This is a genomic window from Microbacterium alcoholitolerans (assembly GCF_050408615.1).
In the GTDB taxonomy this organism is placed as follows: domain Bacteria; phylum Actinomycetota; class Actinomycetes; order Actinomycetales; family Microbacteriaceae; genus Microbacterium.
The window spans coordinates 2,655,199-2,681,959 of record NZ_JBNTKD010000001.1 but is presented as its reverse complement, the minus strand read 5'-3'; the positions used below and the strand labels follow the sequence as shown (position 1 = coordinate 2,681,959).

26 protein-coding genes are annotated in these 26,761 nt (G+C 68.9%); 15 read left to right on the top strand and 11 right to left on the bottom strand.

Annotation, left to right across the window (positions count from 1 at the left end; all coding sequences use genetic code 11):
• Nucleotides 1-16: 16 nt before the first annotated feature.
• The gene (locus ACQUSX_RS12895) at nucleotides 17-700 is read left to right on the top strand and encodes an alpha/beta hydrolase (protein ID WP_428907315.1); all 684 of its coding nucleotides are present in this window, start codon (nucleotides 17-19) and stop codon (nucleotides 698-700) included.
• 3 nt (nucleotides 701-703) lie between these two features.
• Here ACQUSX_RS12895 and ACQUSX_RS12890 read toward each other — a convergent pair whose 3' ends face one another.
• Nucleotides 704-949, bottom strand: a complete 246-nt coding sequence (locus tag ACQUSX_RS12890) for a glycine zipper domain-containing protein (RefSeq protein WP_428907314.1) — start codon at nucleotides 947-949, stop codon at nucleotides 704-706.
• Nucleotides 950-1,259: 310 nt separating this feature from the next.
• Between ACQUSX_RS12890 and ACQUSX_RS12885 the strand changes: the two genes are divergently transcribed.
• Nucleotides 1,260-2,930 (top strand): ABC-F family ATP-binding cassette domain-containing protein, encoded by a 1,671-nt coding sequence (locus ACQUSX_RS12885; RefSeq protein WP_428907313.1) that lies wholly within the window; start codon nucleotides 1,260-1,262, stop codon nucleotides 2,928-2,930.
• Between the two features lie 69 nt (nucleotides 2,931-2,999).
• Here the strand turns inward: ACQUSX_RS12885 and ACQUSX_RS12880 are convergent, their stop codons facing one another.
• Nucleotides 3,000-4,085, bottom strand: coding sequence for an ATP-binding protein (locus ACQUSX_RS12880; protein WP_428907312.1), 1,086 nt, complete (start codon nucleotides 4,083-4,085; stop codon nucleotides 3,000-3,002).
• Nucleotides 4,086-4,094: 9 nt separating this feature from the next.
• Entirely contained in the window at nucleotides 4,095-4,508 is a 414-nt protein-coding gene (locus tag ACQUSX_RS12875) for a DUF6157 family protein (RefSeq protein WP_428907311.1), read from the bottom strand.
• Between the two features lie 91 nt (nucleotides 4,509-4,599).
• Between ACQUSX_RS12875 and ACQUSX_RS12870 the strand changes: the two genes are divergently transcribed.
• The 6 genes from ACQUSX_RS12870 to ACQUSX_RS12845 all read left to right on the top strand — a co-directional run bounded on the left by ACQUSX_RS12870 (nucleotide 4,600) and on the right by ACQUSX_RS12845 (nucleotide 13,007).
• Nucleotides 4,600-9,258 carry an ATP-dependent helicase gene (locus tag ACQUSX_RS12870; protein WP_428907310.1) on the top strand — a complete coding sequence of 1,553 codons (4,659 nt, stop codon included), beginning with the start codon at nucleotides 4,600-4,602 and terminating at the stop codon, nucleotides 9,256-9,258.
• 95 nt (nucleotides 9,259-9,353) lie between these two features.
• On the top strand, nucleotides 9,354-10,100 hold the full coding sequence (locus ACQUSX_RS12865; RefSeq protein WP_428907309.1) for an EI24 domain-containing protein: 747 nt from the start codon (nucleotides 9,354-9,356) through the stop codon (nucleotides 10,098-10,100).
• Nucleotides 10,093-10,866 carry a DNA-formamidopyrimidine glycosylase family protein gene (locus tag ACQUSX_RS12860; RefSeq protein ID WP_428907308.1) on the top strand — a complete coding sequence of 258 codons (774 nt, stop codon included), beginning with the start codon at nucleotides 10,093-10,095 and terminating at the stop codon, nucleotides 10,864-10,866. The genes ACQUSX_RS12865 and ACQUSX_RS12860 overlap by 8 nt, the downstream gene beginning before the upstream one ends.
• A gap of 81 nt (nucleotides 10,867-10,947) precedes the next feature.
• Nucleotides 10,948-11,355, top strand: coding sequence for a transferase (locus tag ACQUSX_RS12855; RefSeq protein ID WP_428907307.1), 408 nt, complete (start codon nucleotides 10,948-10,950; stop codon nucleotides 11,353-11,355).
• Between the two features lie 101 nt (nucleotides 11,356-11,456).
• On the top strand, nucleotides 11,457-12,149 hold the full coding sequence (locus tag ACQUSX_RS12850) for a helix-turn-helix transcriptional regulator (RefSeq protein WP_428907306.1): 693 nt from the start codon (nucleotides 11,457-11,459) through the stop codon (nucleotides 12,147-12,149).
• A gap of 126 nt (nucleotides 12,150-12,275) precedes the next feature.
• Nucleotides 12,276-13,007, top strand: coding sequence for a LysR family substrate-binding domain-containing protein (locus tag ACQUSX_RS12845; RefSeq protein ID WP_428907305.1), 732 nt, complete (start codon nucleotides 12,276-12,278; stop codon nucleotides 13,005-13,007).
• A 103-nt stretch (nucleotides 13,008-13,110) separates the two neighbouring features.
• On the opposite strand, the gene ACQUSX_RS12840 is transcribed toward ACQUSX_RS12845, so the two are convergent.
• Nucleotides 13,111-15,663 (bottom strand): ATP-dependent Clp protease ATP-binding subunit, encoded by a 2,553-nt coding sequence (locus ACQUSX_RS12840; RefSeq protein ID WP_428907304.1) that lies wholly within the window; start codon nucleotides 15,661-15,663, stop codon nucleotides 13,111-13,113.
• Between the two features lie 99 nt (nucleotides 15,664-15,762).
• Between ACQUSX_RS12840 and ACQUSX_RS12835 the strand changes: the two genes are divergently transcribed.
• The gene (locus ACQUSX_RS12835; RefSeq protein ID WP_428907303.1) at nucleotides 15,763-16,479 is read left to right on the top strand and encodes a glutamine amidotransferase-related protein; all 717 of its coding nucleotides are present in this window, start codon (nucleotides 15,763-15,765) and stop codon (nucleotides 16,477-16,479) included.
• Between the two features lie 11 nt (nucleotides 16,480-16,490).
• On the opposite strand, the gene ACQUSX_RS12830 is transcribed toward ACQUSX_RS12835, so the two are convergent.
• The 4 genes from ACQUSX_RS12830 to ACQUSX_RS12815 form a co-directional block, all read right to left on the bottom strand.
• Nucleotides 16,491-16,952: a glutaminase gene (locus tag ACQUSX_RS12830; protein ID WP_428907302.1), complete on the bottom strand. Its 462-nt coding sequence runs from the start codon at nucleotides 16,950-16,952 to the stop codon at nucleotides 16,491-16,493.
• Complete coding sequence (locus ACQUSX_RS12825; protein ID WP_428907301.1) at nucleotides 16,949-18,157, bottom strand: cation:proton antiporter; 1,209 nt, start codon at nucleotides 18,155-18,157, stop codon at nucleotides 16,949-16,951. Before ACQUSX_RS12825 ends, ACQUSX_RS12830 begins: the two co-directional genes overlap by 4 nt.
• A gap of 79 nt (nucleotides 18,158-18,236) precedes the next feature.
• Nucleotides 18,237-18,845, bottom strand: a complete 609-nt coding sequence (locus tag ACQUSX_RS12820; protein WP_428907300.1) for a flavodoxin family protein — start codon at nucleotides 18,843-18,845, stop codon at nucleotides 18,237-18,239.
• A 12-nt stretch (nucleotides 18,846-18,857) separates the two neighbouring features.
• Nucleotides 18,858-19,025 carry a hypothetical protein gene (locus tag ACQUSX_RS12815; protein ID WP_428907299.1) on the bottom strand — a complete coding sequence of 56 codons (168 nt, stop codon included), beginning with the start codon at nucleotides 19,023-19,025 and terminating at the stop codon, nucleotides 18,858-18,860.
• A gap of 252 nt (nucleotides 19,026-19,277) precedes the next feature.
• Here ACQUSX_RS12815 and ACQUSX_RS12810 point away from each other — a divergent pair, with 252 nt between their 5' ends.
• From ACQUSX_RS12810 to purU, 3 genes are all read left to right on the top strand, one after another.
• Nucleotides 19,278-19,547 (top strand): DUF7218 family protein, encoded by a 270-nt coding sequence (locus tag ACQUSX_RS12810; protein ID WP_428907298.1) that lies wholly within the window; start codon nucleotides 19,278-19,280, stop codon nucleotides 19,545-19,547.
• 49 nt (nucleotides 19,548-19,596) lie between these two features.
• Complete coding sequence (locus ACQUSX_RS12805) at nucleotides 19,597-20,094, top strand: Dps family protein (RefSeq protein WP_428907297.1); 498 nt, start codon at nucleotides 19,597-19,599, stop codon at nucleotides 20,092-20,094.
• Nucleotides 20,095-20,188: 94 nt separating this feature from the next.
• Complete coding sequence (gene purU / locus ACQUSX_RS12800; RefSeq protein ID WP_428907296.1) at nucleotides 20,189-21,052, top strand: formyltetrahydrofolate deformylase; 864 nt, start codon at nucleotides 20,189-20,191, stop codon at nucleotides 21,050-21,052.
• 13 nt (nucleotides 21,053-21,065) lie between these two features.
• On the opposite strand, the gene ACQUSX_RS12795 is transcribed toward purU, so the two are convergent.
• On the bottom strand, nucleotides 21,066-22,106 hold the full coding sequence (locus ACQUSX_RS12795) for an NAD(P)H-dependent flavin oxidoreductase (RefSeq protein ID WP_428907295.1): 1,041 nt from the start codon (nucleotides 22,104-22,106) through the stop codon (nucleotides 21,066-21,068).
• Between the two features lie 197 nt (nucleotides 22,107-22,303).
• Here ACQUSX_RS12795 and ACQUSX_RS12790 point away from each other — a divergent pair, with 197 nt between their 5' ends.
• Genes ACQUSX_RS12790 through ACQUSX_RS12780 form a run of 3 tightly spaced genes read left to right on the top strand, consistent with a single transcriptional unit; the run spans nucleotide 22,304 to nucleotide 25,535 of the window.
• Nucleotides 22,304-23,689 (top strand): ABC transporter substrate-binding protein, encoded by a 1,386-nt coding sequence (locus ACQUSX_RS12790; protein ID WP_428907294.1) that lies wholly within the window; start codon nucleotides 22,304-22,306, stop codon nucleotides 23,687-23,689.
• Nucleotides 23,686-24,594: a carbohydrate ABC transporter permease gene (locus tag ACQUSX_RS12785; protein ID WP_428907293.1), complete on the top strand. Its 909-nt coding sequence runs from the start codon at nucleotides 23,686-23,688 to the stop codon at nucleotides 24,592-24,594. Before ACQUSX_RS12790 ends, ACQUSX_RS12785 begins: the two co-directional genes overlap by 4 nt.
• Nucleotides 24,594-25,535, top strand: coding sequence for a carbohydrate ABC transporter permease (locus ACQUSX_RS12780; RefSeq protein WP_428907292.1), 942 nt, complete (start codon nucleotides 24,594-24,596; stop codon nucleotides 25,533-25,535). Before ACQUSX_RS12785 ends, ACQUSX_RS12780 begins: the two co-directional genes overlap by 1 nt.
• 33 nt (nucleotides 25,536-25,568) lie before the next feature.
• Here the strand turns inward: ACQUSX_RS12780 and ACQUSX_RS12775 are convergent, their stop codons facing one another.
• Both ACQUSX_RS12775 and ACQUSX_RS12770 read right to left on the bottom strand, forming a co-directional pair.
• Entirely contained in the window at nucleotides 25,569-25,880 is a 312-nt protein-coding gene (locus tag ACQUSX_RS12775; protein ID WP_428907291.1) for a hypothetical protein, read from the bottom strand.
• Nucleotides 25,877-26,761: an SDR family oxidoreductase gene (locus tag ACQUSX_RS12770; RefSeq protein ID WP_428907290.1), complete on the bottom strand. Its 885-nt coding sequence runs from the start codon at nucleotides 26,759-26,761 to the stop codon at nucleotides 25,877-25,879. The genes ACQUSX_RS12775 and ACQUSX_RS12770 overlap by 4 nt, the downstream gene beginning before the upstream one ends.

Here is a 26,761-nt window from a genome sequence, read left to right as displayed (position 1 = left end):
TGGCAGGATGGCTCTCGTGACAGTCTCGATCGATTCGACCGCCACACTGTGGTCGCCAGAGCCCCGCGAGGGCAAGCCGCTGCTCGTGCTGCTGCACGGGTATGGAGCCGATGAGAACGACCTGTTCGGTCTCGTCCCCTACCTGCCCGAGGGCATCGCGGTCGCCGCTGTCGCGGCGCCGCTCACTCCGCCGTGGCCGATGCCGGGCAGATCCTGGTACGCGATCGACTCGCTCGACACCAGGGATGCCACCGGCATCACCACCGCCGCCGACGCGCTGCTCGCCTGGCTCGGTGAGGTGGCTGATCCATCGGCATCCGTCGCCCTGCTCGGATTCTCACAGGGTGCCGCGGTGTCGCTGCAGGCGCTGCGACTCGCGCCGGAGCGCATCGACGCCGTCGTCGCGCTGAGCGGCTACGCTGCCGTCGGCGGGATGCCGCTGGACGCCACGCTGCGCGAGACCCGGCCGCCGGTCTTCTGGGGACGCGGAAGCCATGACGACGTGATCTCGGATACTCTCGTCGCGCACACCGCGCAGTGGCTGCCCGAGCATTCGGAGCTCTCGGGCCGGGTCTACCCGGGTCTCACACACAGCATCTCCGAGCAGGAGCTCGCCGACGTGGGAGTGTTCCTCACGAAGTGGCGGGATGCCGCAGCATCAGCTGCGCACGGCGACTCCGGGACTGGCGAGGGCGGCTGAACGTCAGAGCTGATCGCCGGGATCTCCGGAGGCGTCGGAGTCTTCCGGATCCTCGCGATCACGGCCTCGCCGGCCGAGCACCTGCGGGGCCGCACTGATCGCGATGCCGATCGCGAGTCCGATCCCGATGCCGAGTCCCATGTTGTCGAACGACACCCCGAGCGCGACGCCGATGCCCATGCCGACGGCGATGCCCGCCCCCAGTGCGAGGCGGCGCGCTGACTCGTGACCGCTCGGCTGATCATCCATGCTTCGACGCTACGCGCGGCGGAGGTGCGTCGCATCCCCCGCCGGACGGATATCCTCCCGACCGATTAGCGCTTCGGGGTTGCAAACGCGACACGCCCGGGATACAGTCTTCAAGCCCTTGTCCGCCGTGTGAGGAAATCCATTGATCTGAGTCGTCGTCTCCGCGTTCTGTCCACGCGCTGATCCGACGACCCCTGGTCCTCCCCGGCCTCCGGCCCGCCCGTCCTTCGACGTGCTCACGCACTGTCCATCGACCGCCCACGGACCATGCCATCGGCATCTGCGCACCCATTCATCTCGGGAGTCGCCCATGTCATCACACACCACCACCGCCGCGGTCACCATCGACCGCCTCACCTATGCCTGGCCGGACGGCACCGTCGTGCTCGACGGTCTGTCCGGCTCGTTCGGCGAAGGGCGCACGGGCCTCGTCGGCCGAAACGGCTCAGGCAAGACCACATTGCTGCGCCTGATCGCCGGCGCACTGCCGGCCACCACCGGGATCGTCACGGTCACCGGGGAGGTCGCGTACCTGCCTCAGCGGCTGACGCTCGACACCGGTCGCCGCGTCGCCGAGCTGCTGGGCATCTCGGGAGCACTCGACGCCGTCCGCGCCATCACCGCGGGCGACGTCGACCCCGCGCACTTCGACGCCGTCGGCGACGACTGGGACATCGAAGCCCGCGCCGAGGCCTCGCTCGCCGAAGCCGGGCTCGATCCGTCGTTCCTGGACCGCACCGTCGGCGAGCTCTCCGGCGGCGAAGCCGTGCTGGTGGCGATCGCGGGCATCCGGCTTCGACGCTCTCCGATCACCCTGCTGGACGAGCCGACCAACAACCTCGACCGCGGCTCACGCGCGCGGCTGGGCGAGATGGTGCGCGCCTGGAAGGGGACGCTGATCGTCGTGAGCCACGATGTCGCGCTGCTCGAGCTGATGGACGAGACCGCCGAGCTGTACGCGAACGAGCTGAGCGTATTCGGCGGTCCGTACTCGGAGTGGCGGGCGTGGCTGGATGCCGAGCAGCAGGCGGCGCGGCAGGCCGAGGTGGCCGCCGCTCAGGCGCTGAAGAAGGAGAAACGGCAGCGCATCGAGACTGAGACCAAGCTCGCGCACCGGGCGAGCTTCGCCAAGAAGGCTTTCGAAGAGAAACGGCAGCCCAAGATCATCATGAACGGGCGGAAGGCCGAGGCCCAAGTATCGGCCGGCAAGCTGCGCGGCGAGAAGCAGGCACGGGAGGCGGCGGCGCGCCAGGCGCTCGACGACGCCGGACACCGCGTGCGCGACGACGCCACCATGAAGATCGACCTGCCCGATCCGCAGGTGTCCCGAGCGCGGCGCATCGCGACACTCGGCGACGCGGCGCACTCGTGGGTCGTGCAGGGCCCGGAGCAGGTGGCGCTGGTCGGCCCGAACGGGGTCGGCAAGACGACGCTGCTGCGCGGGCTGGTGGCATCCGCCGGCCACAACTCCGGAGAATCCGGCCGAATCGCCTCCGAACCCGCCGTTCCGGACGACATCGGGCCGATTCTCCGGAGTTGTGAAGCGCACACCGACCGCGTCGGGTACCTCTCGCAGCGCGTGGACGGCCTCGACGAGCACGCGTCGGTGATCGCGAACATCGCGGCGGCGGCTCCGCACGTGCCGGAGAAGCAGCTGCGCAACCGTCTGGCCCGGTTCCTCATCAGAGGCGCCACAGTCGACCGGCCGGTGTCTTCGCTGTCGGGCGGCGAGCGGTTCCGCGTCGCGCTGGCGAAGCTGCTGCTTGCGGATCCGGCGCCTCACCTGGTGGTGCTGGACGAGCCGACGAACAACCTCGATCTGGACACCGTCGACCAGCTGGTGCAGGCGCTGCGCGCCTACCGGGGGGCGGTGCTGGTCGTCAGTCACGACGATGCGTTCCTGGCACAGCTCGACATCGATCTCAGGCTGGAGCTCACCACGGGCGAGGACGGAGATCGGATGCTGCGAGAGGTCACCTGACCGGGCGTCGTCCAGATCAGATCGCGGCTTCGGTGCGGGCGCTCGCGCCCGCACCAGGGCTGCCTCGCGTCAGCTCTCCCGCAGCGGCACGCGCACGTCGCCGCCGGACTCCTCCGTCACGCGCTGTCCCATCTGCACATAGGTGGGCTCTGCGATGAAGCCTCCGGCGAACAGCGCCTGCCCCTGGGTGAACCGCTGCGATCGACTGATCTTGTCGCCGGCGAAGCCGAACACATCTGCCAGCTCGGCGAGATCACGGGGTGCGTTCACACGCATCAGCCCGAGGTTGTCGCACTGCGACAGCACGTTGGGGTGGATCTTCGTCGGTCGCTGCGTCGACAGCAGCATCCACAGCCCGAACTTCCGTCCCTCTGCCGCGATCTGAACCAGCTGTTCGGTGAGCGCGCGCTCGACGTCCGTGCGCGGATTGGGCGAGCAGAGATTGTGAGCCTCGTCGATGACGATCAGGATCGGCCTGCGCTCCTCCCGGCGCTTCCAGAGATGCTCCAACGCGGCGAGCGCCGCGACTTTCGGCTCATCCGGGTGTGCGAATCCCCCGAGATCCATCACGATGGCGCGCGGACGCTCGTCGATCGCATCAGTGACCGACGAACCGCCGCGTGACCACAGATCCCAGCCGAGCACCTCGAGGTTGTCAATACGGTTGGCGAGACGCAGCATCCCTGGGTCGCCGGATGCCCGCAAGCGGATGAGTATCTCGTCGGTGTCGATCTTGTCGGCGCGATCTTCGAGGTGGAGGAGCACGTTGTACTCCTCGGCGTCCTTGATCGGGTCCAGCTGCAGCAGCGCCGCCTTGGATGCGGCGGACAGTTCGACGTAGCGGGCGTGCAGACGGTCGCCTTCGCCGCGCGAGGAGCGGAACACGCGGATGTCGGCCTCAGCCAGACGAGCGACGGCGGCCTCATCGGCGCCCTCGCGCGCTTCCGGCAGGCGCACGAAGTCGGCGTTCGGATCGAGGATCAGCATGGGCAGTTCGGTGTGCAGCAGCAGCTGCTCGAGCACGACGCCCAGCGCGTAGGTCTTGCCGCTGCCGCTCTGACCGCACCAGAAGGTATGCCGATTGAATCGCCGTGCATCCAGGTGCACCGCAGTGTCAGCGTTCTCCAGCGCGGTTCCGATCGTGAGCTCGGTCATCTTCCACCCTCACCCTCTCGCGCGGCTGCTGCGCATCGCCCGCTTGTGCGTCAGATCCGCATTCGCGGCGAGCGCGGCGTACTCCTCCGACTCGCGCGGGTAGAGCGCCACGCGGCCCTCTGCATCATGGTGCGTGCCCCAGCCGTAGCGCTTGCTGATCGGTGATGCCCGCAGGCAGGCCTGCCCGCGCGAGAAGAACTCCGCCCTCGCGTCGGCGTCATCTGGGTCGATGCCCTTGCGCAGCGCATGCGTCTCGAACAGTACGTCATCGGATGTGCGCGTATACGGCTGCTCGATGATCAGCCGATAGTGCAGCGCCGCGATCGACAGATTCTCGGCGATCGGTGGCTCGATGCCGTACTCGGCCGGGCAGTCCTCCGAGACCTCGATGAACGTGTTCTGATAGTTCGTCGTGTGCGCCATGCCGTCAGCATCCCGCACCTTTCCGACATTGTCGAGAGGTCGAGACGGTTTCTGAGGCCTCAGTGTCGGAGGCTCGGGTCAAGATGGAGAGATGAGCAGCGTGCTCGACCGCTTCACCCCCGCCACGCAGGATTGGTTCCGGGGTGCGTTCGCCGCGCCCACGCCCGCGCAGGAGGGCGCGTGGGAGGCGATCTCCGCCGAGCGCAATGCGCTCGTCGTCGCGCCGACCGGATCGGGCAAGACGCTGTCGGCCTTCCTCTGGGCGATCGACAGCGTGTTCCGTGAGCGCGCCCAGCGGTCCGAACGGTCGGATGCCACAGAGCGCACGGCCCGCACTCGCATCCTCTACATCTCGCCGCTGAAGGCGCTGGGCGTCGACGTCGAGCGCAACCTGCGCTCCCCTCTGGTCGGCATCGGGCAGTCCGCGCGGCGGCTGGGACTCGAGGTGCCCGAGGTCACGGTCGGCGTGCGCTCCGGAGACACCACCGCCGCCGACCGCCGACGGCTGCTGACCGATCCGCCCGACATCCTCATCACCACCCCCGAGTCGCTGTACCTCATGCTCACCAGTCGCGCCGGCGAAACGCTGCGCGGCGTGCACACGGTGATCATCGACGAGGTGCACGCGGTCGCGGCCACCAAGCGCGGCGCCCACCTGGCCGTGAGCCTGGAGCGACTGGACGCGCTGCGCGCCGCGGACGGTGCAGCCCGCCCGGCCCAGCGGATCGGACTGTCTGCGACGGTGCGCCCGATCGACGAGGTGGCGCGCTTCCTCGGCGGCTCGGCGCCGGTCGAGATCGTCGCGCCCCGTGCGGTGAAGACCTTCGATCTGGATGTCGTGGTGCCGATGGAGGACATGCGCAACCCTCCCCCGCCTCCAGGTGCACCGTCGCCGGATGACCAGAGCGAGGCGGAGTACACCGAGGTGACCGGGTCGGTCTGGCCGCACGTCGAAGAAGCGATCGTCGACAAGGTGCTCGAGAATCGCTCGACCATCGTGTTCGCCAACTCCCGCCGGCTCGCAGAGCGGCTCACGGGCCGATTGAACGAGATCTATTCCGAGCGCATCGGCGTTCCGCTGCCCGACGCGAGCTCACCGCCGGCCGCAGGGATGGCGCAGGCCGGCTCGACGGCGGGCGCAGACCCCGTGCTCGCCAAGGCACACCACGGCTCGGTCTCGAAAGAGCAGCGGGCGCAGGTCGAAGACGAACTGAAGTCCGGCGTCCTGCGCTGCGTCGTCGCGACCAGCAGCCTCGAGCTCGGCATCGACATGGGCGCCGTTGACCTGGTCATCCAGGTCGAGGCGCCGCCATCCGCGGCATCCGGACTGCAGCGTGTCGGTCGCGCCGGCCACCAGGTGGGCGAAGTGAGCCGGGCATCCCTCTTCCCCAAGCATCGCGGCGACGTGCTGCATACGGCGATCGTCACCGAGCGGATGCTGGCGGGGCAGATCGAAGCGATCGCCGTGCCGCGCAATCCGCTCGACATCCTCGCGCAGCAGACGATCGCCGCCTGTGCGCTGGGGCCGATCTCGGTCGAGGACTGGTATGAGACCGTGCGGCGCAGCGCGCCGTTCCAGACGCTGCCGCGCTCCGCCTACGAGGCGACGCTCGACCTGCTCGCCGGTCGCTTCCCTTCCGACGAGTTCGCCGAGCTGCGGCCGCGGCTCGTGTGGGATCGGGATGCCGGAACTCTCACCGGACGGCCGGGCGCGCAGCGGATCGCCGTCACGAGCGGCGGCACGATCCCCGACCGCGGCCTGTTCGGAGTGTTCATCGCCGGCGAGACCAGCGGCGCCAGGGTCGGCGAGCTCGACGAGGAGATGGTCTACGAGTCGCGCGTGGGCGACGTCTTCACGCTCGGCACGACCAGTTGGCGGATCGCCGAGATCACCCACGACCGCGTCAACGTGCTGCCCGCCTACGGGCAGCCGGGCAAGGTGCCGTTCTGGCACGGCGACGGCATCGGGCGGCCGTTCGAGCTGGGCGAGGCTCTGGGCCGGTTCTCACGCGAGGTGTCGACCGCGCAACCTGCGAAGGCGCATCAGCGGCTGATCGAGGCCGGGCTCGATGAGAGCGCCCGAGCGAATCTGCTCAGCCACCTCGCCGAGCAGCGCGAGGCCACCGGCACGCTGCCGACCGACCGCACGCTGACCGTGGAACGCGGGCACGACGAGGTCGGCGACTGGCGCGTGATCCTGCATTCCCCGTACGGCATGAAGGTGCACGCGCCGTGGGCGCTGGCCGTCAACGCCCGTGTGCGCGAGCGCCTCGGCGTCGAGGGCTCCGCTGTGGCCAGCGACGACGGCATCATCGTGCGGATACCGGATGCCGATGCCGAGCCGCCCGGTGCCGAGCTGTTCTTCTTCGAGCCCGACGAGCTCGAGCACATCGTGACGGCCGAGGTCGGCGGGTCGGCGCTGTTCGCCTCGCGCTTCCGCGAATGCGCCGCCCGCGCGCTGCTGATGCCGCGCATGAACCCCAGCAAGCGCACGCCGCTGTGGCAGCAGCGACAGCGCTCGGCCCAGCTGCTGGAGGTCGCCCGCCGATATCCGACGTTCCCGATCATTCTCGAGACCCTCCGCGAGGTGCTGCAGGACGTCTACGACCTGCCGTCGCTGCGCCGGCTCATCACCGACATCGGCGAGCGCCGCATCCGCCTCGTCGAGACCGAGCCCGCACAGCCCTCGCCGTTCGCGAGGGACCTGCTGTTCGGCTACGTCGGTGCGTTCATGTACGAGGGCGACTCGCCATTGGCCGAGCGCCGGGCCGCTGCGCTGTCGGTGGATCCGGCGCTGCTGGGCGAACTGCTCGGCACCGTCGAGATGCGCGAACTGCTCGACCCCGATGTCATCGTGCAGTTCGAGCGCGAGGCCCAACGCCTCGATCCGCAGCGCCGAGCGCGCGGCGTCGAGGGCGTCGCCGATCTGCTGCGTCAGCTCGGCCCGCTGGATGCCGCCGAAGTCGGCGAGCGCCTTGAACCTCCCCCCGTCGTTGAGCGAGCGCAGCGAGACGAAACACCGGCTGCGGCATCGGCGCCGACGGCACTGGCATCCGCCCTCCTGTCTGAGCTCGTCGCCGCGCGCCGCGTCATCCCCGTCACGATCGCAGGCCAGTCCCGCTTCGCGGTGATCGAGGATGCCGGACGCCTGCGCGACGCCCTCGGCGCAGCGCTGCCTATCGGCATCCCGGTCGCCTTCCTGGAACCTGTCGCCGATCCGCTCGGCGATCTCGTCTCACGTCACGCGCGCACGCACGGGCCGTTCACGACGGATGCCGTCGCCAGCCGCTTCGGGATCGGCGCGGCCGTCGCCCGGCACACTCTGCAGCGACTCGAGTCGGCGGGGCGACTGACCAGCGGATACTTCCTCCCTTCGACGGACTCCGCCTCCTCCGGCTCGAACGGGACGAAGGAGTGGTGCGACACCGAGGTGCTGCGCAAGCTGCGGATGCGCTCGCTCGCAGCGATCCGCGGCAGCGTCGAGCCGGTCAGTCCCCAGGCGTACGCGAGATTCCTGCCGGATTGGCAGCACCTCACCCGTCCGCTGGAGGGCGTCGACGGGGTGCTGAGCGTGATGGAGCAGTTCGCGGGAGTGCCGATCCCGGCGAGTGCCTGGGAGTCGCTCGTGCTGCCAAGTCGTGTGTGCGACTACACGCCAGCGCTGCTCGACGAGCTGACCGCCGCGGGCGAGGTCGTCTGGGCAGGTCACGGTGCGCTGCCCGGCCGTGACGGGTGGGTGTCGCTGCATCCGGCCGACCTTGCGCCGTTCACGCTTCCCTTCCCCGAGGATTCACCCGCCGCAGGCTCGCTTGAAGAGAGGGTGCTCGATGTGCTGCGGCTGAGCGGCGCATCGTTCGCCGAGCCTCTGAGAGCGCTGACGGATGCCGAGAACACCCAATCCGTGCTCGAAGCGCTGTGGTCGCTCACCTGGCAGGGGCGCATCACCAATGACACGTTCTCTCCCGTCCGCGCACTGCTCGCCGGAGGCTCACAGGCGCACAAGTCGACCCGGCGGGCGCCGCGCACCCGCACCTACCGAGGCATCTCGCTGGCGCGACCGGCGGGACGTCCGTCGTCGACCGGTTTCGGGGGACGCTGGGCGGTGCTGCCGGAGACCGAGACGGATGCCGCGCGCCGAGCGACCGTCACAGCGGGCCTGCTGCTCGATCGCTATGGCGTGGTCACCCGCGGTGCTGTGCAGGCCGAGGGCGTCCCCGGTGGGTTCGCTCAGGCCTACCGGGTGCTCGCCGGCTTCGAAGAAGCGGGGCACTGTCGTCGCGGCTACGTGATCGAGAGGCTCGGGGCCGCCCAGTTCGCAGCGTCCACCACTGTCGATCGACTGCGCACCTTCGCGGGCCTCGCTGACCCGCCCCCGCGCACCGCCGTCACCCTGGCCGCGACAGACCCCGCGAACCCCTATGGCGCGGCACTCGCCTGGCCGCGGCTCGACGAGGTCTCCCACCGTCCTGGTCGCAAGGCGGGCGGACTGGTCGTGCTCGTCGACGGAGCTCTGGTGCTGTATCTCGAACGCGGCGGACGCACGGTGCTCGCGTTCGACGACGACCCTGAGGTGCTGCGCGCGGCGGCATCCGATCTCGTCGCGACATCCCGCGCGCGGCGCCTCGAGACCCTCACCGTCGAGAAGATCAACGGCGCCGGCGTCTACGGCACCCCGTTCGCGAATGCCCTGCAGGATGCCGGATTCGTCGCCACCCCGCGCGGCTATGCCCTCCGCCGGGTAGTTGTCTGACAGGCACGCGCCTGCAGATGCATGCGGCAGCCGAGGCGGCCGAGACCCGCGACAAATAGCATGGGCTGACAGCACGGCTTCAGATTGGCGTCCTCTTGATCACTGAGTTCATCACCGGCATCCGATTCCTCGGGCGGGGCTTCGGGTACTGGAAGAAGCGCCCGGGGCTCATGGCGCTGGGGCTCGTTCCCGCATTCATCGCGCTCGCCCTGCTGGCTGCGGCGATCGTCCCGCTGCTGCTCTCGCTCGGGGCGATCACCGACTGGATGACGCCCTTCGCCGACGGGTGGGACCCGTTCTGGCGCAGCTCGCTGCGCGCTGCTCTCGGCGTCATCATCGCGATCGCCGCGCTCATTCTGGCGAGCGTCGTGTTCACCGCTCTGACGCTTCTGATCGGCGACCCCTTCTACCAGCGCATCTGGCGCGCGGTCGAGCAGGACCTCGGCGGGGTCGTGCCGGATGGCGATGGCGGCTTCCTGGTCGCTCTGGGCGAGAGCATCCGGCTCGTCGCCCTCGGCCTCCTGGTCGCCGTGCTCGCGCTGCTGCTGGGGTTCATCCCCGTCGTCGGCGCGGTCGTCGCCACCGTGACGAGCGTGCTGCTCACCGGTCGTCTGCTAGCACGTGAGCTCACGGGACGTGCCCTGAACGCGCGCGACATGACCACCTACGACCGCTCGCAGCTCTTCGCCGCCCACCGCGGTCGGCTGCTCGGCTTCGGGGCGGCCACGCAGCTGTGCTTCATGGTTCCGCTGGGTGCTGTCTTCATCATGCCGACCGCGGTGGCGGGAGCGACGCTGCTCGCCCGCGATGTGCTCGATCGCAACACGACAGCGCATGCCTGAGGGTGACACCGTCTTCCAGACGGCCCGGCGCCTGGACGCGGCCCTGCGCGGTCACGAGCTGACGCGCTTCGAGCTGCGCGTCCCTCGGGCCGCCACGATCGAGCTGGCCGGGCAGACCGTGCGCGAAGTCGTCCCGCGCGGCAAGCACCTGCTGATGCGGATCGGCACGTCGACGTTTCATTCCCATCTGCGCATGGACGGCACCTGGCGCATCTACCGGCCGGGTGAGAAGTGGCGGCATCCGGCGTTCAAGGTGCGCGCCATCGTCGTCACCGACACGACCGAGGCCGTGGGCGTCGACCTCGCCGAGGTGAAGGTCGTCCCCACCCGCGACGAGCACGAGCTCGTCGGTCATCTCGGCCCCGATCCGCTGGCCGCGGACTGGGATGCCGCCGAGGCCGTGCGCCGTCTCGGGAGCGATCCGCGCAGCATCCACGTCGCCCTTCTCGACCAGCGCAATGTCGCCGGCTTCGGAAACGAGTACGCCGCCGAGTTGCTGTTCCTGCGCGGAATCCTGCCCGAGACGCCCACCGAAGAGGTCGACGTCGCGACCCTGGTCGACCTCGGAGTGCGCACGATCCGCGCGAATCGCGACCGCGCCGACCGCACCTTCACCGGTCAGACCGGACGCGGTCGAACCGACTGGGTCTACGGGCGCGCGAATCGCCCGTGCCGTCGCTGCGGAACCCTCATCCGCACGGGTTCGATCGGCGCCGATCCGACCCGGGAACGCGTCACCTTCTGGTGTCCGAACTGTCAGAGATGACAGTCATCGCGGTTCGGGAATGAAATCGCGCCCTCATCGGTTGTAGATGTATCGGGACCAACCCGGAGAACCGGAGGGATCGTGGGTAAGAACTACATCGATATCGAGGACGAACAGGGCACGACGCTGCGCTACCGCAAGCACGTGAACGGACGTGGACTCGTCGCGCACGGCGCGAAGGTGAATCCGAAGGCCTTCATCGAGGTCGGCGCCTATATCGAACCGGGTGCGCGTGTCGGCGCCGGCACGCGAGTCGCCCGCGGCGCATGGATCGAGCCTGATGCCGTCATCGGCGAGAACGCGCGAATCGAAGCGCACGCGCACATCGGCCCCGGTGCCGCAGTCGGCGACAACGCCTGGATCGGCGTTCGCACCGAGATCGGCGCGGGCGCACGCGTCGCACGCGGCACGCGCATCGGCCACGACGAGATCGTGGCGCCCGGCCTGACGGTCATCACCGATCAGAAGGGCCTGTGGCTGGCCGCCTGACCAGTCGTCCGGGATGACACGCGAGCTCTGAGTGCGCCGACCGGCGCGCTCAGAGCAGACGTCATTTCTAAAAGCGCGTACGCTCTTCATTAGAGACCGACATGGACATCAGCGCACGCGCGACGAGCATCGGCGCCCTCTCGGATGAGACGAGGCGAGCGCTGTACGACCACGTCGCGGCCCAGCCCGAGCCTGTCACCCGAGACGCCGCGGCTGACGCCGTCGGCATCCCGAGCCACATGGCCAGATTCCACCTCGACAGACTCGTCGAGGTGGGGCTGCTCGAGACCGAGTTCCGTCGGCTGAGTGGTCGCACCGGGCCCGGCGCGGGGCGTCCGTCCAAGCTGTATCGCCGAGCTGGCGGTACGGTCGCCGTCTCACTGCCCGAGCGCCGGTACGACTTGGTGGGGCACCTGCTCGCCGGCGCGATCGAGCGCGCGGGTGACGGGACGCCGCTATCGGATGCTGTCGACGCGGTCGCCCGCGAGGAGGGACGCCGCATCGCGGCATCCGTTCCCGCCCCGACCCCGCCCGCAGCCGAGACGGGCGACGACCTCTCGCGCGTCACCGAGGTCCTCGGCGCGCACGGCTATGAGCCGCGACGCGAGGGCGATGCGCTGACGCTCGCGAACTGCCCGTTCGATTCTCTTGCCCGCGAGCACGCTCAGCTGGTGTGCTCGGCGAACCTCGCGCTGATCGACGGCCTGCTCGACGGCCTCGGCTGCAGCGGACTGTGCGCACACGCCGAGCCGCACGAAGGGCAATGCTGCGTGGCCATTCGCCCCGGCCGCTGAGCGGTTCGCGGCTTCATCCGCGACAGGAGATTCGCCGAGCACAGGACGGATTCCGCGGAACGGGCCTGCTCCGGGTAACCATCCTGTTCTCGGGTGGAGAACGACTCCGACCGCTACGCTGAACCGATGAAGAACGACCGGCGCCGCCCCGCCCGCGCGGGCCGTCCGCGCCCGGGCAAGCCAGCGCAGAAGAAGGGCGCGCAGGGCAAGGGCGCGCAGAAGAAGGCGTCCGCGAGGCGCTTCGACGAACCCAAGCCGGCGCCCGAGGAACCGCGCACGTTCCGACTCGGCGTCATCCCCGGCGCGACGCCGGGCAAGTGGATCGATGCGTGGAAGCAGCGGATGCCGCATGTCGAGATCGAACTGGTGCGGTTGTCGGTGGCCGAGCAGCGCGAGCAGCTTGAAGAGCTGGATGCCGCGATCGTGCGGCTGCCGATCGAGCACGCCGACGACCTGCATGTGATCCCGCTGTACGAGGAGGTGCCGGTCGTGGTCGCGGCGATCGATTCGTTCCTGCTGGCGACCGACCGGCTGACCGCCGACGACCTGGTTGAGCAGGTGCTGATCACCCCGGCCGATGACGTGCTCGGGCCGTTGGATCTGCCGACCGCGGCACCGAGCTTCCCGCAGGTCGCGACGACCGAAGAGGCGATCGCGACCGCCGCGAGCGGGGTGGGGATCGTCGTGGTGCCGATGTCGCTGGCGCGCCTGCATCACCGCAGGGACGTCGACTATCGGCCGCTCCTGGCCGGCCCGGTCTCACCTGTGGCTGTCGCCTGGAGACGCGACGCGACCACGCCCGATGTCGACACGTTCGTCGGCATCGTGCGCGGCCGCACCGCGAACTCCTCCCGCTGACCCCGCAGCACCGCCGAGACCCCCACGTAGCGTCGAGACCCCCAGCTGTGGGCGTCCACAGCTGGGGGTCTCGACGGCAGGAGGCGGTGTCAGCGAACGGAGGTCAGGTCGTCGCGAGCACGACGGTCTCGACGTTCAGGCCGCCGTCGGCGGCGTCGACCCGCACGTGGCCGCCGTCGGTCAGCTCGCCTGTGACCAGCAGGTCGGCGATCCGGTCGTCGACCTCGCGCTGGATCAGCCGGCGCAGCGGCCGGGCGCCGTACTCGGGCTCGTAGCCGTGCTCGCCGAGCCACTCCACGGCAGCATCCGTCACGTCGAGTGCGATCTCGCGCGTGGCGAGGCGCTGCGCGCTGGCATCCAGCATCAGCCGCACGATCTGACCCAGCTCGTCGCGGGAGAGCTTCTGGAACAGCACGATCTCGTCGATGCGGTTCAGGAACTCCGGACGCATCGCCTCACGCAGCTTGCCCATCACCCTCGCCCGGAGGTCGGAAGACGAAGCGAAGCCGTTCGCCGAGGCGTCCTGCGACGCGACGAATCCGAGCGCTCCCGAACGAGAGGCCAGGAACTCCGAGCCGATGTTCGAGGTCATCACGATCACGGTGTTGCGGAAGTCGACTGTGCGGCCCTGACCATCGGTCAGCCGCCCGTCGTCGAGCACCTGCAGCAGCAGGTTGAACACGTCGGGGTGGGCCTTCTCGATCTCGTCGAACAGCACGATCGAATACGGGTTGCGACGCACGCGCTCGGTGAGCTGCCCGGCCTCGTCGTAGCCGACGTATCCCGGAGGCGCTCCGACCAGTCGCGACACCGTGTGCCGCTCGCCGAACTCGCTCATGTCGAAGCGGATGACGGCGCTCTCGTCATCGAACAGGCGATCGGCGAGCGCCTTCGCAAGCTCCGTCTTGCCGACGCCGGTGGGCCCGAGGAACAGGAACGATCCGACCGGACGCCGTGCGTCGCCCATGCCCGTGCGGCTGCGCCGGACGGCGCGCGCCACCGCGGCCACCGCATCCTCCTGCCCGATCACACGGCGGTGCAGGTCGGCCTCGAGGTCGCCGAGGCGCGCACGCTCGGTCTCGGTGAGACGGCTCACCGGGATGCCCGTGGCGCGAGAGATCACCGCGGCGATCTCGACCTCGTCGACGACCGCGTCCGTCTCAGCGCGCGCACTCGGCGCACCCGCTTCATCGATGCGGCGCTGCACGCGGGAGATCTCATCGCGCAGGCGCGACGCCTCCTCGTAGTGCTCCGAGCCGACGGCGGCGTTCTTCTGCGCTTCCAGATCGGCGAGCTCCGCGAACAGCGATTCGACGTCGCTGACGATGCCCAGCTTCAGCCGCAGCCGGGCGCCCGCCTGGTCGATCAGGTCGATCGCCTTGTCGGGCAGCACGCGGTCGGGCAGGTAGCGGGCGCTGAGCTCGACGGCGGCTCGGATCGCCTCATCGGTGTAGGTAACCGCGTGGTGCTCCTGGTATGCGGGCTTCAGTCCCTGCAGGATCAGCACGGCGTTCTCGATCGACGGCTCCGCGACCTTCACGGGCTGGAACCGGCGCTCGAGCGCCGGGTCCTTCTCGATCCGGCGGTACTCGCTGAGCGTGGTCGCGCCGACCAGGTGCAGGTCGCCGCGGGCCAGCCGCGGCTTGAGGATGTTCCCGGCATCCATTCCGCCCTCGCCGGATCCGCCGGCGCCGACGACCGTGTGCACCTCGTCGATGAACACGATGATCTCGCCCTTGTGCGCGGCGATCTCGTCCATGGTCTTGGTGAGGCGCTCCTCGAAGTCTCCGCGGTATCGCGTTCCGGAGATCATCGCGGGAAGGTCCAGCGCGATGACCCGTCGGCCGTGCAGCTGCGCGGGCACGGCATCATCGACGATCGCGCGCGCCAGACCTTCGACGATCGCGGTCTTGCCGACGCCCGCCTCGCCGATCAGCACCGGGTTGTTCTTGGTGCGGCGGCTGAGGATCTCGATGGTCTGCTCGATCTCCTCAGACCGTCCGATCACCGGGTCGAGCTCGCCCGCGCGGGCCTGAGCGGTCAGGTCGAGTCCGTACTGGTCGAGCATGGGGGTGTCGGATGCGCCGCTCGCCGCGGCTTCGGGTGTGCCGGGTTCGGCCTCGCCGCCGGCGTGCACGGGTTCGCGCATCCCCTGAGTGAGCGCTTCGGCGGTGACGCCGGCGCGCGCGAGGATCTGGCCGGCAGGCACGTCCTGCCCGAGCACGAGGGCGAAGAACAGGTGCTCGGGGTCGATGTAGGTGGCACCCGAGGAGCGGGCGACCTGGTAGGCGTGGAAGAGAGCCCGGCTGGCGCTGGGCGTGATGGTCGCCGCGTTCTGCGAGGCGGCGGCTCCGGGCATGGGCAGGCGCGCCTCGACGGCCTCGACGATGGATGCCGGGCGCACGCCGATCCGCTCGATCGCCTGCACGACGGCGTCGTCCTCGACGATCACGCGCAGCACGTGCAGCGCGTCGAGTTCGGTCTGGCCGCGCTCCAGTGCGAAGCGGCCTGCGCGCTGCAGGATGTTCTGGGTGCGCGCGGTGAGGAACCGGCTGAGGTCGATCGAGCGGGCCTGGCGCGCCTGCTCGCCCGCCAGATAGCGGGAGAGGAACTCGTCGAACGAGCCCGAACCCGCGTCGCTGAAGTCGTTGGACATCGCGTTCTCCTAAAAGTTGAGCGTACTTCACTCAAGTTCAACGACGTCAGGTTACAGGTATTCCCTCGTTCCCGGATTCGCGGTCATAGACTCAGATTCATGTCGTCGGTCCTGTACGTGTGCGTCCGTCCTGAGCGCAGTGCCGCGGATGCCGAGCAGCGGTCGTTCAGTCGGGGGCTCGGCCTCGGGATGCTGGATCGGATCGACCTGCTGCACGCCTCGCTCCAGACCGCCGAATGGCAGCAGTATGACGGCTTCGTGATCGGCGGCTCGCCGTTCAACGTGACGGATGCCGGCAAGGGCCGGCAGCAGCTGGCGGTGGAACGCGACCTCGAGCGCATCGCAGGGCGCGCCCTCGACGGCGAGACGACGGCGCTGTTCACCTGTTACGGGATCGGCGTGGTGACTCGGATGCTGGGAGGCGAGGTCCACACCGACCAGCCCGAGCAGGCCGGCGCGACCCGCATCGTGCTCACCGAGGCAGGTCTCGCCGACCCGCTGTTCGGCCCCGGCGGGCCGCACCTGTCGGTGTTCACGGCGCACAAGGAATCCGCCCGCGAAACACCGCCGGGTGCGGTGCTGCTCGCGACGAACGACGTCTGCACCGTGCAGGCGTACCGCGTGGGCGAGCGCCTGTACGCCACGCAGTTCCACCCCGAGGCATCACCCCAGGACTTCGCCGACCGGATGGCCGTGTACCGGGCATCCGGCTATTTCGACCCGACGCAGTACGACGAGACCGAACGCGCCGTGCTGTCGGCATCCGTCGACGGCGATGATCTGCTCGCACGCTTCCCGCGTCTCGTCAGCGTCTGATCCCGCTCGCGTCAGCCGCCGCGCGCGAGCGCGATGCGCTCGTCGAGGTAGGCGGCGAGCGGCACGAATGCGGCCCCCGGCGCCCAGCGCAGGTGCGGCACACCGTCGACGAGCGCGAGAGGACCGGATGCCCCACCCGAATCGACCGCGTCGAGGTCGAGCTCCTGCCAGCCGACGTGAACGACCTCGCCCTCCGCGAAGCCGCCCCTGCGCGCCTGCGCGCGGCGGTCCGCCCTGGCCCGTGCGGACTCGGCGGTGTACCCGCGCCGGGCGGGTGCCGCCGCCCGCAGGATCTCGCCGGTGACGAGCACGCGGTCGTCGGTCAGCAGCAGCACGCCGAGGTGCCATGCCCGTCCCGCTCGGACGATGCGCTGTCCGCGCCATCGCGAGTAGCGCTCGAGGCCGAGTCCTTCCTGCGTGACGTCCGTCAGACGCCGGCGCGCATCTTCGAACAGCTCGGCTGCAGTGCTCACATCTCCCCCTGGGGCGGCGCGCCCTTGGCATTCTGCACGGCGGCCAGATCACCGCGCAGCGTCATGCCGATCAGCGGATACAGCAGCACCGACAGCATGCCCGCCCCGATGAGCGCGGCGGCGATGTGGGAGCCGAGCATCCCCTGATCGACACCGATCGCGGTCACTGCGACGATGATCGGCAGGGCCGTGGCGGAGAGCAGCGACAGCGCCGTCCGGTCGCGGCCGGACATCCCCGCCGTCGCCGAGAACTGGGCGGCGGCCCCGCGGATCACGAGCAGCGCGATCAGCAGCAGCGGAACCAGCGCCAGCGCGCGCGGCGAGGCGATCAGCGCCTGCAGATCGAAGGTCAGGCCGGTGTAGATGAAGAAGATCGGCACCAGGAAGCCGAAGGCGATGCCCTCGAGCTTGCTCTCGACCTGCTCCGCGTCCTCCTCGGACGCGCTCGACATGACGATGCGCCAGACGGCGCCGGCAACGAACGCGCCCAGCAGCATGTCGAGGTCGAGCCACAGGCTCAGCGCCACGAGCGCCGTGACGAGCAGCAGAACGAATCGCACGCCGAACTGCGCTGACGTGTGCAGCGTCGCGTTGACGAGCCGGTGCAGGCGGCCGTGCGGGATGCGGCGGGCGGCGTAGACCGCCAGCAGCGCGAGCCCGACGAACGCGAGCAGGATGACCGCCGCCACCGGTGCCGAGCGCACGCTGAGGAAGATCGAGATCGCGATCAGCGGCAGGAACTCACCCACCGTGCCGATCGCGGTGACTGCCCGACCGAACGGCGTCGCCATCTCGCCGGCATCCCGAAGGATCGGCATCAGGGTGCCCAGCGCTGTCGAGCTGAGAGCGATCGCGATGACGATCATCCCGTCACCGGGCGCAATGAGGAATCCGGCACCTACTCCGAGCACGATGCTGAGCAGCCAGCCGAGCGAGGCGCGTGCAAGCGGCCCGCGGCCGATGGCGCGGAAGTCGATCTCCGTGCCGGCGAGGAAGAACAGCATCGCCAGGCCGAACTCGCTGAGGGCACCGAGGATCGTGCCGGGCTCTGCCCACCCGAGCACCGCCGGGCCGATCAGGATGCCCAGCAGCAGCTCGAACACGACCACCGGAACCCGCAGCACCGGCCCGATCACGCGCGCGAGGATCGGCGCGAGAACGGCCAGCAGCGGGATCAGGACCAGACCCAGCGCGCTCTCTTCCACCCGCTCAGCGTAGTGCGCGAGTACGGGCCCGCATCAGATCATCGGATCACCGGTGCCCCTGGCCGGCGATCCGACGCGGTCACACGGGGTACGGGCTCTCCTTGAGCAGGCGGGCGAGGTGCACGGCATTGCCGATCGCGGTCGTCATCGACGACTGGACCTTCTCCGGCGTCTGCTCGAGGTCCTTGTAGTCGGTCGTGTGCATCGCCTCGCCGTTCCAGTAGGCGCATCCCTGCGCCGGCACGGTGAAGCCGATGTCGTTCAGCGCCTGATACAGGATCGCCACGATGTGGTGCGCACCGTCCTCGTTGCCGACGACGCCCGCGACGGCGACCTTGTCGAACAGGATGGGACGCCCTGCGGCATCCGTCTCCGAGAGTTCCGCGTCGAGGCGTTCGAGAACGCGCTGCGCGACGCTGGAGTGCTGTCCGAGCCACGTTGGAGTCACGAAGACGAGAATGTCGGCGGCGAGCACCTTCTCGCGCAGCGCCGGCCAGTCATCGCCCTCCCCCATGTCCTTCTCGACACCGGGGAGGATGTTGTGATCCACCGCCCGCACGTGAGCGTGGTCGACCCCCTGTGCGGTCAGCTGCTCCTGCAGCTGACCGCACATGACTTCGGAGCTGGATGACCCGGGTGCCGGCTTGAGAGTGCACGAGATGGTGAGTGCAGTCAGCGTCGCAGTCATCGCGAACTCCGATCAGACGTTGGTGTTGCGGCCGCCGATTACTCGGATGAGGAAGGCGATGAGCGCGATCGCACCGATGATCAGCGCGACCCAGAGCAGCCAGCCCAATGCCTCGCCGAGTCCGCCCACGATCGCGAGGACGATCGCGACGACGATGATGATGATGAGAGCGATGTTCATTGTCTGCTCCTTCGGTTGACGTGCGGCACGGGAGCTCCGTGCGTTGCGTGGTGTGCCAACCATGACAGCGCGCGGCCGGGCAGTCGCGGGGGTTGACGGGCTCCCATTCCCGGTGCTATCCGTACGACCCGCCCGGTCATGCACGCGGGTGGCGAGGGGTCATGCACGCGGGAGCCGAGGCGTGTCAACCCCCTGACGACCGGGCTCGCGGGGTGTGCATGCTGGCACGACCGACAACATCAGGAGGACATCATGCCCCGCGGACGCGGTTCGAACAGCCTGAAGGATCCGGAGCTCTATGAGGAGCTGCGCGATGACGGAGCTTCGAAGGAGAAAGCGGCGAGGATCTCCAACGCCGCGGCGCGCGACGGCCGTAAATCGGTCGGTGAGCGCGGCGGTGAAGCGGAGAACTACGAGGACCGCACCGTCGATGAGCTGAAGGCTCGCGCCAAGGAACTCGGCCTCAGCGGCTACTCCGACAAGCGCAAGGCGGAGCTCATCGACATGCTGCGCAACCACTGATTCGAGCGATCGCTCACTTGAACGTCAAGCCCCGACAGAGGAGAAGAACATGGCGAAGAAGCTCACCCAGAAGCAGAACGCAGAGAGCGGCTTCCGCGCATCGGCGAAGCTGAGCACCAGCATGCAGCGCGTACTGGTCGACCTGCTCGACCTGCAGCTGCAGGGAAAGCAGGCGCACTGGAACGTCGTCGGCACGAACTTCCGCGACACGCACCTGCAGCTCGACGAGATCGTCGCGTCAGCGCGCCGGCTGTCGGACACCGTGGCCGAACGGATGCGGGCGCTGCATGCGCTCCCCGACGGCCGCAGCAGCACGATCGCCGAAACGTCATCGCTGCCGGCCTACCCTACGGGCGAGGTGGACACCAAACAGACCATCGACCTCATCACCGAGCGCCTGGAGGCAGCGACCGGGACCGTGCGCGACGTGCACGACTCGGTGGATGAGGAAGACCCCACGACCGCCGACATTCTGCACGTCGTGCTGGAGGAGCTCGAGCAGTTCGCCTGGATGGTGAGCGCGGAGAACCGCAAGCCTGAGAAGTGAGCCGAGCATGACCCACTGAGCGGGGGTGCCGAGCGATTCGCACGGACGGCGACGGACGGGCAGAATCGACAGACACCCCCTCTCAGGAGCATCCATGCCGCATACCGACACTGCACGCCTTCTCATCGCCTGCGACGACCAGCCCGGGATCGTGGCGGCCGTCGCCGGAGTGCTGGCCGAGCACGGAGCGAACATCATCTCGCTGGATCAGCACTCCACGGATGAGGTGGGGGGACGCTTCTTCCAGCGCACCGTCATCCATCTCGACGGACTCTCCGCCAAGCGCCCGGCGCTGGAGGCCTCGATCGCCGGCGTCGCCGAGCGCTTCGGCATGGAGTGGTCGCTGCACGACACCGCCGTGCGCAAGCGGGTCGCGATCTTCGTCTCGAAGTACGACCACTGCCTGATGGAGCTGCTGTGGCGCACCCAGCGCGGTGAGCTCGACATCGACGTGACGATGGTCATCTCGAACCACCCCGATCTCGCCGACCAGGTCCGCTCGTTCGGCGTCCCGTTCGTGCACATCCCGTCCGGCTCGGGCGCGGATGCCAAGGCCGAGATGGAGGCGCGCCAGCTCGCGCTGCTGCAGGGCAACGTCGATCTCGTCGTGCTGGCCAGGTATATGCAGATCCTCACGGACGACTTCATCGAGCGCATCGGCGCCCCGGTGATCAACATCCACCACTCGTTCCTGCCGGCCTTCATCGGCGCGAATCCCTACGCCAGGGCCAAGGATCGGGGTGTGAAGCTGATCGGCGCGACGGCGCACTACGCCACCGCCGACCTCGATGAGGGTCCGATCATCGAGCAGGACGTCACCCGCGTCACACACGCCGAATCCGCCGCCGAGCTGCAGCGTCGCGGCGCGGACGTAGAGCGCTTCGTTCTGGCCCGCGCCGTGAAGTGGCACACCGAGGATCGCGTGATCGTGCACGGCCGCTCGACCGTCATCCTCTGACCGAAGGGACAGCTCAGCGCGGAACGCCTGCGAGCAGCTCCTCGAAGACGTCGGATGCTGCGTCCCACCGCGCGAGGGGTGCGGACTGTCCGAGCCACAGCGACTGCAGGTCGCCGAGACCGCGCTGTCCCGCGACTGCGCGGAAGCGTCCGGTGAGCCAGTTCTGCGCGGGGAACGGTGCGATCGATCCGGATGCCTCGATCGCGCGTACCGCGCGGTTCGACGCTCCGCGCGACAGTCGGCCGCTCATCGCGCGGGTGAGCACACTGGCATCCGCCGACGTCGAGCGGATCGCGGCACGATGCGCCGTGTTCGCCGCTGATTCGGCGGTGGCGAGGAACGACGTCCCCACCTGCACAGCGGCTGCCCCGAGCGCGAACGCCGCCGCGACGCCTCGGCGATCCGCGATGCCTCCCGCAGCGATGACGGGCACGTCGACGGCATCCGACACCTGCGGCAGCAGCGAGATGAGCCCGACGAGCGATTCCTCAGCCGGACGCAGGAACGACACCCGGTGTCCAGCCGCCTCCGCGCCGGTGGCGACGATGGCATCCACTCCGCCGGCCTCGAGAGCGCGTGCCTCGCCGACAGTCGTCGCGGTGCCGATAACGCGGATTCCGCGCCGGTGCGCTTCCTGGATCAGCTCCGGTGACGGCACGCCGAATACGACGCTGAGCACTGCCGGGGCCGCCTCCCAGATCGCGTCGAGCTGCTCGTCGAGCGTCGGCAGATAGCGCGCCGGGCGGGCAGGCGGCTCGATGCCCACCTCGGCGAAGAAGGCGCTGAGCGCGCTGGCGTACGCGTCGTGCTCGGGCCCCGGCGCCGCCTCGTCGCCGACGGACAGCCAGATGTTGAGCGCGAACGGCGCGGCGGTGGCCGCGCGCAGCGCCGCCACTGTCTCGCGGATGCGCTCGCCGTCGTAGCCGTACAGACCGTACGACCCGAGCCCGCCGGCGTCGCTCACCGCAGCGGTGAGCTCGACCGATGACAGTCCGCCGAACGGCGCCAGGACGATCGGATGCCGGATTCCGAGCAGTTCGCGCAGGTCAGTCATGGCACGAGGCTACGCCCGCGGCCTCATCGTGGCCGTGAACATGACGCACCGGACGCGCGCGGAGCACCACCCAGTCACTTCGTCAAGCCCTTGTGGGGGCGGAGAGACGGTTCTAGCGTCAGCCTCACCCGCATCGGGCGCTCCCCCTGTCCGTGCACCTGCGGGCGAGCAGACCGGAGACGAAGATGATCACACGCATGCGGAAGCCCTCGAGGCTTCTCGGTACGGCCGCACTCGCCGTCGCCGCTGTCGCACTGGCCGGATGCGCCGTCGGCACCGGCGGGACCGACGGCGCGCAGGACGTCGACTACGATCCCGACGCAGAGCTGACCGGCACGCTGACGGTGATGGGCTTCTCCGGGGTCGACGAGGTGGCGACTTCACGGGCCGACATGGCGAAGGAGGCGCTCGGCGACACGGAGGTGAAGCTCGTCGAAGGCGAGCTGGATCTGCAGCAGCTTCTCTCTGCGATCGCGGCAGGCGATCCACCCGACCTGATCTACGCGAACCGCAATCAGATCGGCTCCCTGGCGGCGCGCGGAGCGATCATGCCGCTCGAGCAGTGCATCGACGGGGAGCAGATCCCGACCGGAGACTTCCCGGAGCCCGCGCTCGCCCAGGTGACCCTCGACGGGCATCCCTACGGCATCCCGGAGTTCAACAGCGTGCAGGTGACGATGGCGAACCAGCAGCTGCTCGACGCCGCCGGCCTCACCGTCGAGGATGTCAACGGCTCCGACTGGGATGCGGTCAGCGCCGCCAGCAAGGCGCTCACCAAGAATGACGGCGGCAAGCTCAGCGTGATCGGGTTCGACAGCAAGCTGCCGGAGTTCCTGCCGCTGTGGGCCAAGGCGAACGGTGCCGACCTCATTTCCGAGGACGGTCGCACGGCCCAGCTCGATGATCCGAAGGTCGTCGAGGCGCTGACGTGGGCGGTGTCGATCTACGACGACCAGGGCGGGTTCGACAAGGTCAAGGCCTTCCGCGATTCCGCGGACTTCTTCGGCGCGGGCAACCAGTTCGCCACCGGCGTGCTCGGCGCCATGCCGATGGAGCAGTGGTACGTCAACGTGCTCAACGACGTCTCGCCCGATGCTCCGATGGCATTCGACACCGTTCGCGATCGCAACGGCGACACGCTCGCCTATGCGTCGGGGTCGGCCTGGGCGATCCCTGCCGGCAGCGACAATCCGCAGGCCGCCTGCCGCTGGGCGCGCGTGATGACGTCGGTCGACGCCTGGAAGGCGGCGGCTGAGGCGCGCGTCGAGCTGCGCAACGCCGAAGGGAAGCCGTTCACCGGCATCCTCACCGGCAACACGAAGGCTGATGCCGCCATCGAGGACATGCTGACCGAGGGCGGTGAGCCGTGGGACACGGCGGTCGCCAAGGTCTACGAGGCAAACGAGCACACCTTCTCGCTGCCGGCGAATCCCGCTGACGCGGAGTTCACGAACGCCTTGCAGGATGCTGTGAACTCGGTGCTCAACGGTCAGTCGTCGCCGGAGGATGCGCTCGCCGCTGCGCAGGAGAAGGCCCAGAAGGCGCTTGACGACGGGTGGGCAGCGCTCGAGAAGAACCGATGACGGCGACAGCGCGGCGCAGCGATCGGCGCGCCGCCTTCGCCTTCCTCTCGCCGTGGCTGATCGGCTTCGCGGTGTTCACCGCGTGGCCGCTCGGCTACAGCGTCTACCTGTCGCTGACCGACTACGACGTGATCAACGATCCATCGTTCGTGGGCTTCGACAACTACGCGCAGCTGTTCGCGGATCCGAAGATCTCGCTCGCCCTGACGAACACATTCCTGTTCACGATCATGCAGGTACCGGTGCATGTGATCGTCTCGCTCATGCTGGCGCTGCTGCTGAGCCAGGCCGCGCAGCGCTCAGCCGGATTCTTCCGCACCCTGTTCTTCCTGCCGAAGATGACGCCGCCCGTGGCCATCGGGATTCTGTTCCTGCTGCTGTTCAATGGACAGAACGGCCTGATCAACACGGTGCTCGGCTTCTTCGGCATCGACGGGCCGTCGTGGACGACCGATCCGGCATGGGTCAAGCCGGGCCTGGTGCTGATGAGCGCCTGGAGCGTCGGAGCATCGGTGATCATCCTGCTCGCCGCGCTCCAGAACGTTCCGCGTGAGTTGGTCGAGTCGGCGCGCATGGACGGCGCGGGCCCGGTCCGCACGACCTTCAGCATCACGCTCCCGATGATCAGCCCGGCGCTGTTCTTCATCATCATCGTCAACACGATCGCGAGTCTGCAGACGTTCGATGAGGCGTACACCGCGTTCTTCGGCGCGGGCAACACCACCTACAGCAACGACGCGGCGCTGTTCTACGTGATCTATCTGTTCCAGCAGGCGTTCGAGTTCCTGCACATGGGCTACGCCTCGGCGATGGCCTGGGTGCTGTTCGCGATCATCATGGTCATCACGGCCGTGCAGCTCGTGGTCTCGCGGCGCCTGGTCTACTACGAGGGCGAGGCGAAGTGATGAACAGCAGAGTTCCCCCCGGCTCGCATGACGCTCTGCGCGACGCCGACGAGTACCGCCTGGACACCCGTGCCGTCGTCACCGGCGCGACCGGCGCGCGGCACACGCCTCGGCGCACGATCGTGCGGCGGGTGCTGGTCACCACGGCGCTGGTGCTGTTCTCGATCGTCTTCGTGTACCCGTTCGTGTGGCTCGTCAGCGCCTCGTTCAAGCCGCGCGGCGAGGTGTTCGACAACCGGCTGATCCCCGAGACGTTCACGTGGGAGAACTACGTCACCGTCTGGCAGGAGGCGCCGCTGGCTCTGTGGATGCTGAACACGCTGATCGTCACGGCGCTGGCAGCGATCACCGTGACGATCTCGAGCGCGATGGTGGCGTGGGCGTTCTCGTACTACCGGTTCCGCGGCCGCGGGGCGCTGTTCGGCCTCGTGCTCGCGTCGATGATGCTGCCGGGCGCCGTGACGATGATCCCGACGTTCCTGATCTGGAACTCCCTCGGCTTCGTCGGCACACTGGTGCCGCTATGGGCGCAGAACCTGTTCGGCAGCGCGTTCTACATCTTTCTGCTGCGGCAGTTCATGCTCGCCCTGCCGAGAGATCTCTTCGATGCCGCCCGGGTCGACGGGGCCGGGCACTGGCGGGTGTTCTGGAGCATCGGCTTGCCGCTGACCAAGCCGGCTCTCGCCGTGGTCGCGGTGTTCGAGGTGCAGGCGGTCTGGACCGACCTGATGCGCGCCCTGATCTACCTGCGGGACTCCTCGACGTTCACGATCCCGCGCGGCCTGAAGTCGATGGTCGACGCCTTCGGCTTCGGCGGCGAATGGCACTGGGAGATCATCGTGACGGCCAGCGTCATCTCGACGGTGCCGCTGATCATCGTGTTCTTCCTGTTCCAGAAGCAGATCATCGAAGGCGCCACGATGTCAGGGATGAAGGGCTGAGCGGCAGTCGCACTCAGCCCTTCATGGGGATGATCACATCGGCGGGTGATGCCTGATCGGCGAGGGCGCCCGCGAGCGATCCGAGGCGTTCGCCACGGCGAGGTCGAGGGCTGCGAAGAGCCGGTCGAAGTCCTTGAAGCGGGTCGACCGTGGGCACGGCGTGCGCAGCCAGAGCACATCGAGCATGCCCGACGGATGCCGGTCGACGTAGGCGATCAGGCAGTCCGCGTCGGCCTGCCGGCGGGACGGGTCGCAGATGCGCCAGCTGTCGTGGCCCAGCCGGGCGAGCTCCCAGCGTCCGTGGGATGTCGGCGGTCTCGGACCGTCTGAGATCGTGGCGCTCATAGCGGCTTGCCTCCGGTGACGGCCAGCACAGTGCCCGAGGTGTACGACGACTCATCGGATGCCAGGTACACGTATGCTCCGGCGAGTTCTGCCGGCTGGCCGGCCCTGCCGAGCGGGGTGTCCTTGCCGAAGCTCTCCAGCTTCGATGCATCCCAGCCGGTGCCCGGGATGAGCGGGGTCCAGATCGGGCCGGGTGCGACGGCGTTGACGCGGATTCCGCGCTCGCCCGCTTCCTCCGCCAGCGCCTTCACGAACGCGACCTGGGCAGCTTTCGTCATGGCGTAGTCGATCAGTCCGGGCGACGGGTTGTACGCCTGGATCGATGCTGTGACGATGATGCTCGATCCGGGTTCCAGGTGCGGATACGCGGCGCGCGCGGTGACGAGCATGCCGACGAGGTTCGTGTCGAACACGCGACGCATGTTCTCCGTCTTCAGTGATGCGAAGCCGTCGACATCGTGCTGATATCCCGCGTTGAGCACCAGGACGTCGAGCCCGCCGAACGCCTCGCGCGTGCGGTGCACGGCGTCCTCCGCGAACTGCTCATCGCGCAGGTCACCGGAAAGACCCAGCCCTTCTCGGCCCGCGTCGCGGATCTGATCGAGCGTGGCATCCGCGTCCTCCTGCTCTTCGGGCATGTGCACGATCGCGACGTCGGCGCCCTCGCGAGCGAACGCGATGGCGGCGGCGCGGCCGATGCCGGAGTCCCCGCCGGTGATCAGTGCTCGGCGACCGGCGAGCCTGCCATGGCCGCGATAGCTGTCCTCACCGTGATCGGGCGTCGGCCTGGTCTCGTCAGTGAGACCCGGCTGATCCTGCTGCTGGGCGGGGAATCCCTCGTCGTGGTGCTGATCGCGGGGGTCGGACGTGTGGGGAGTCAT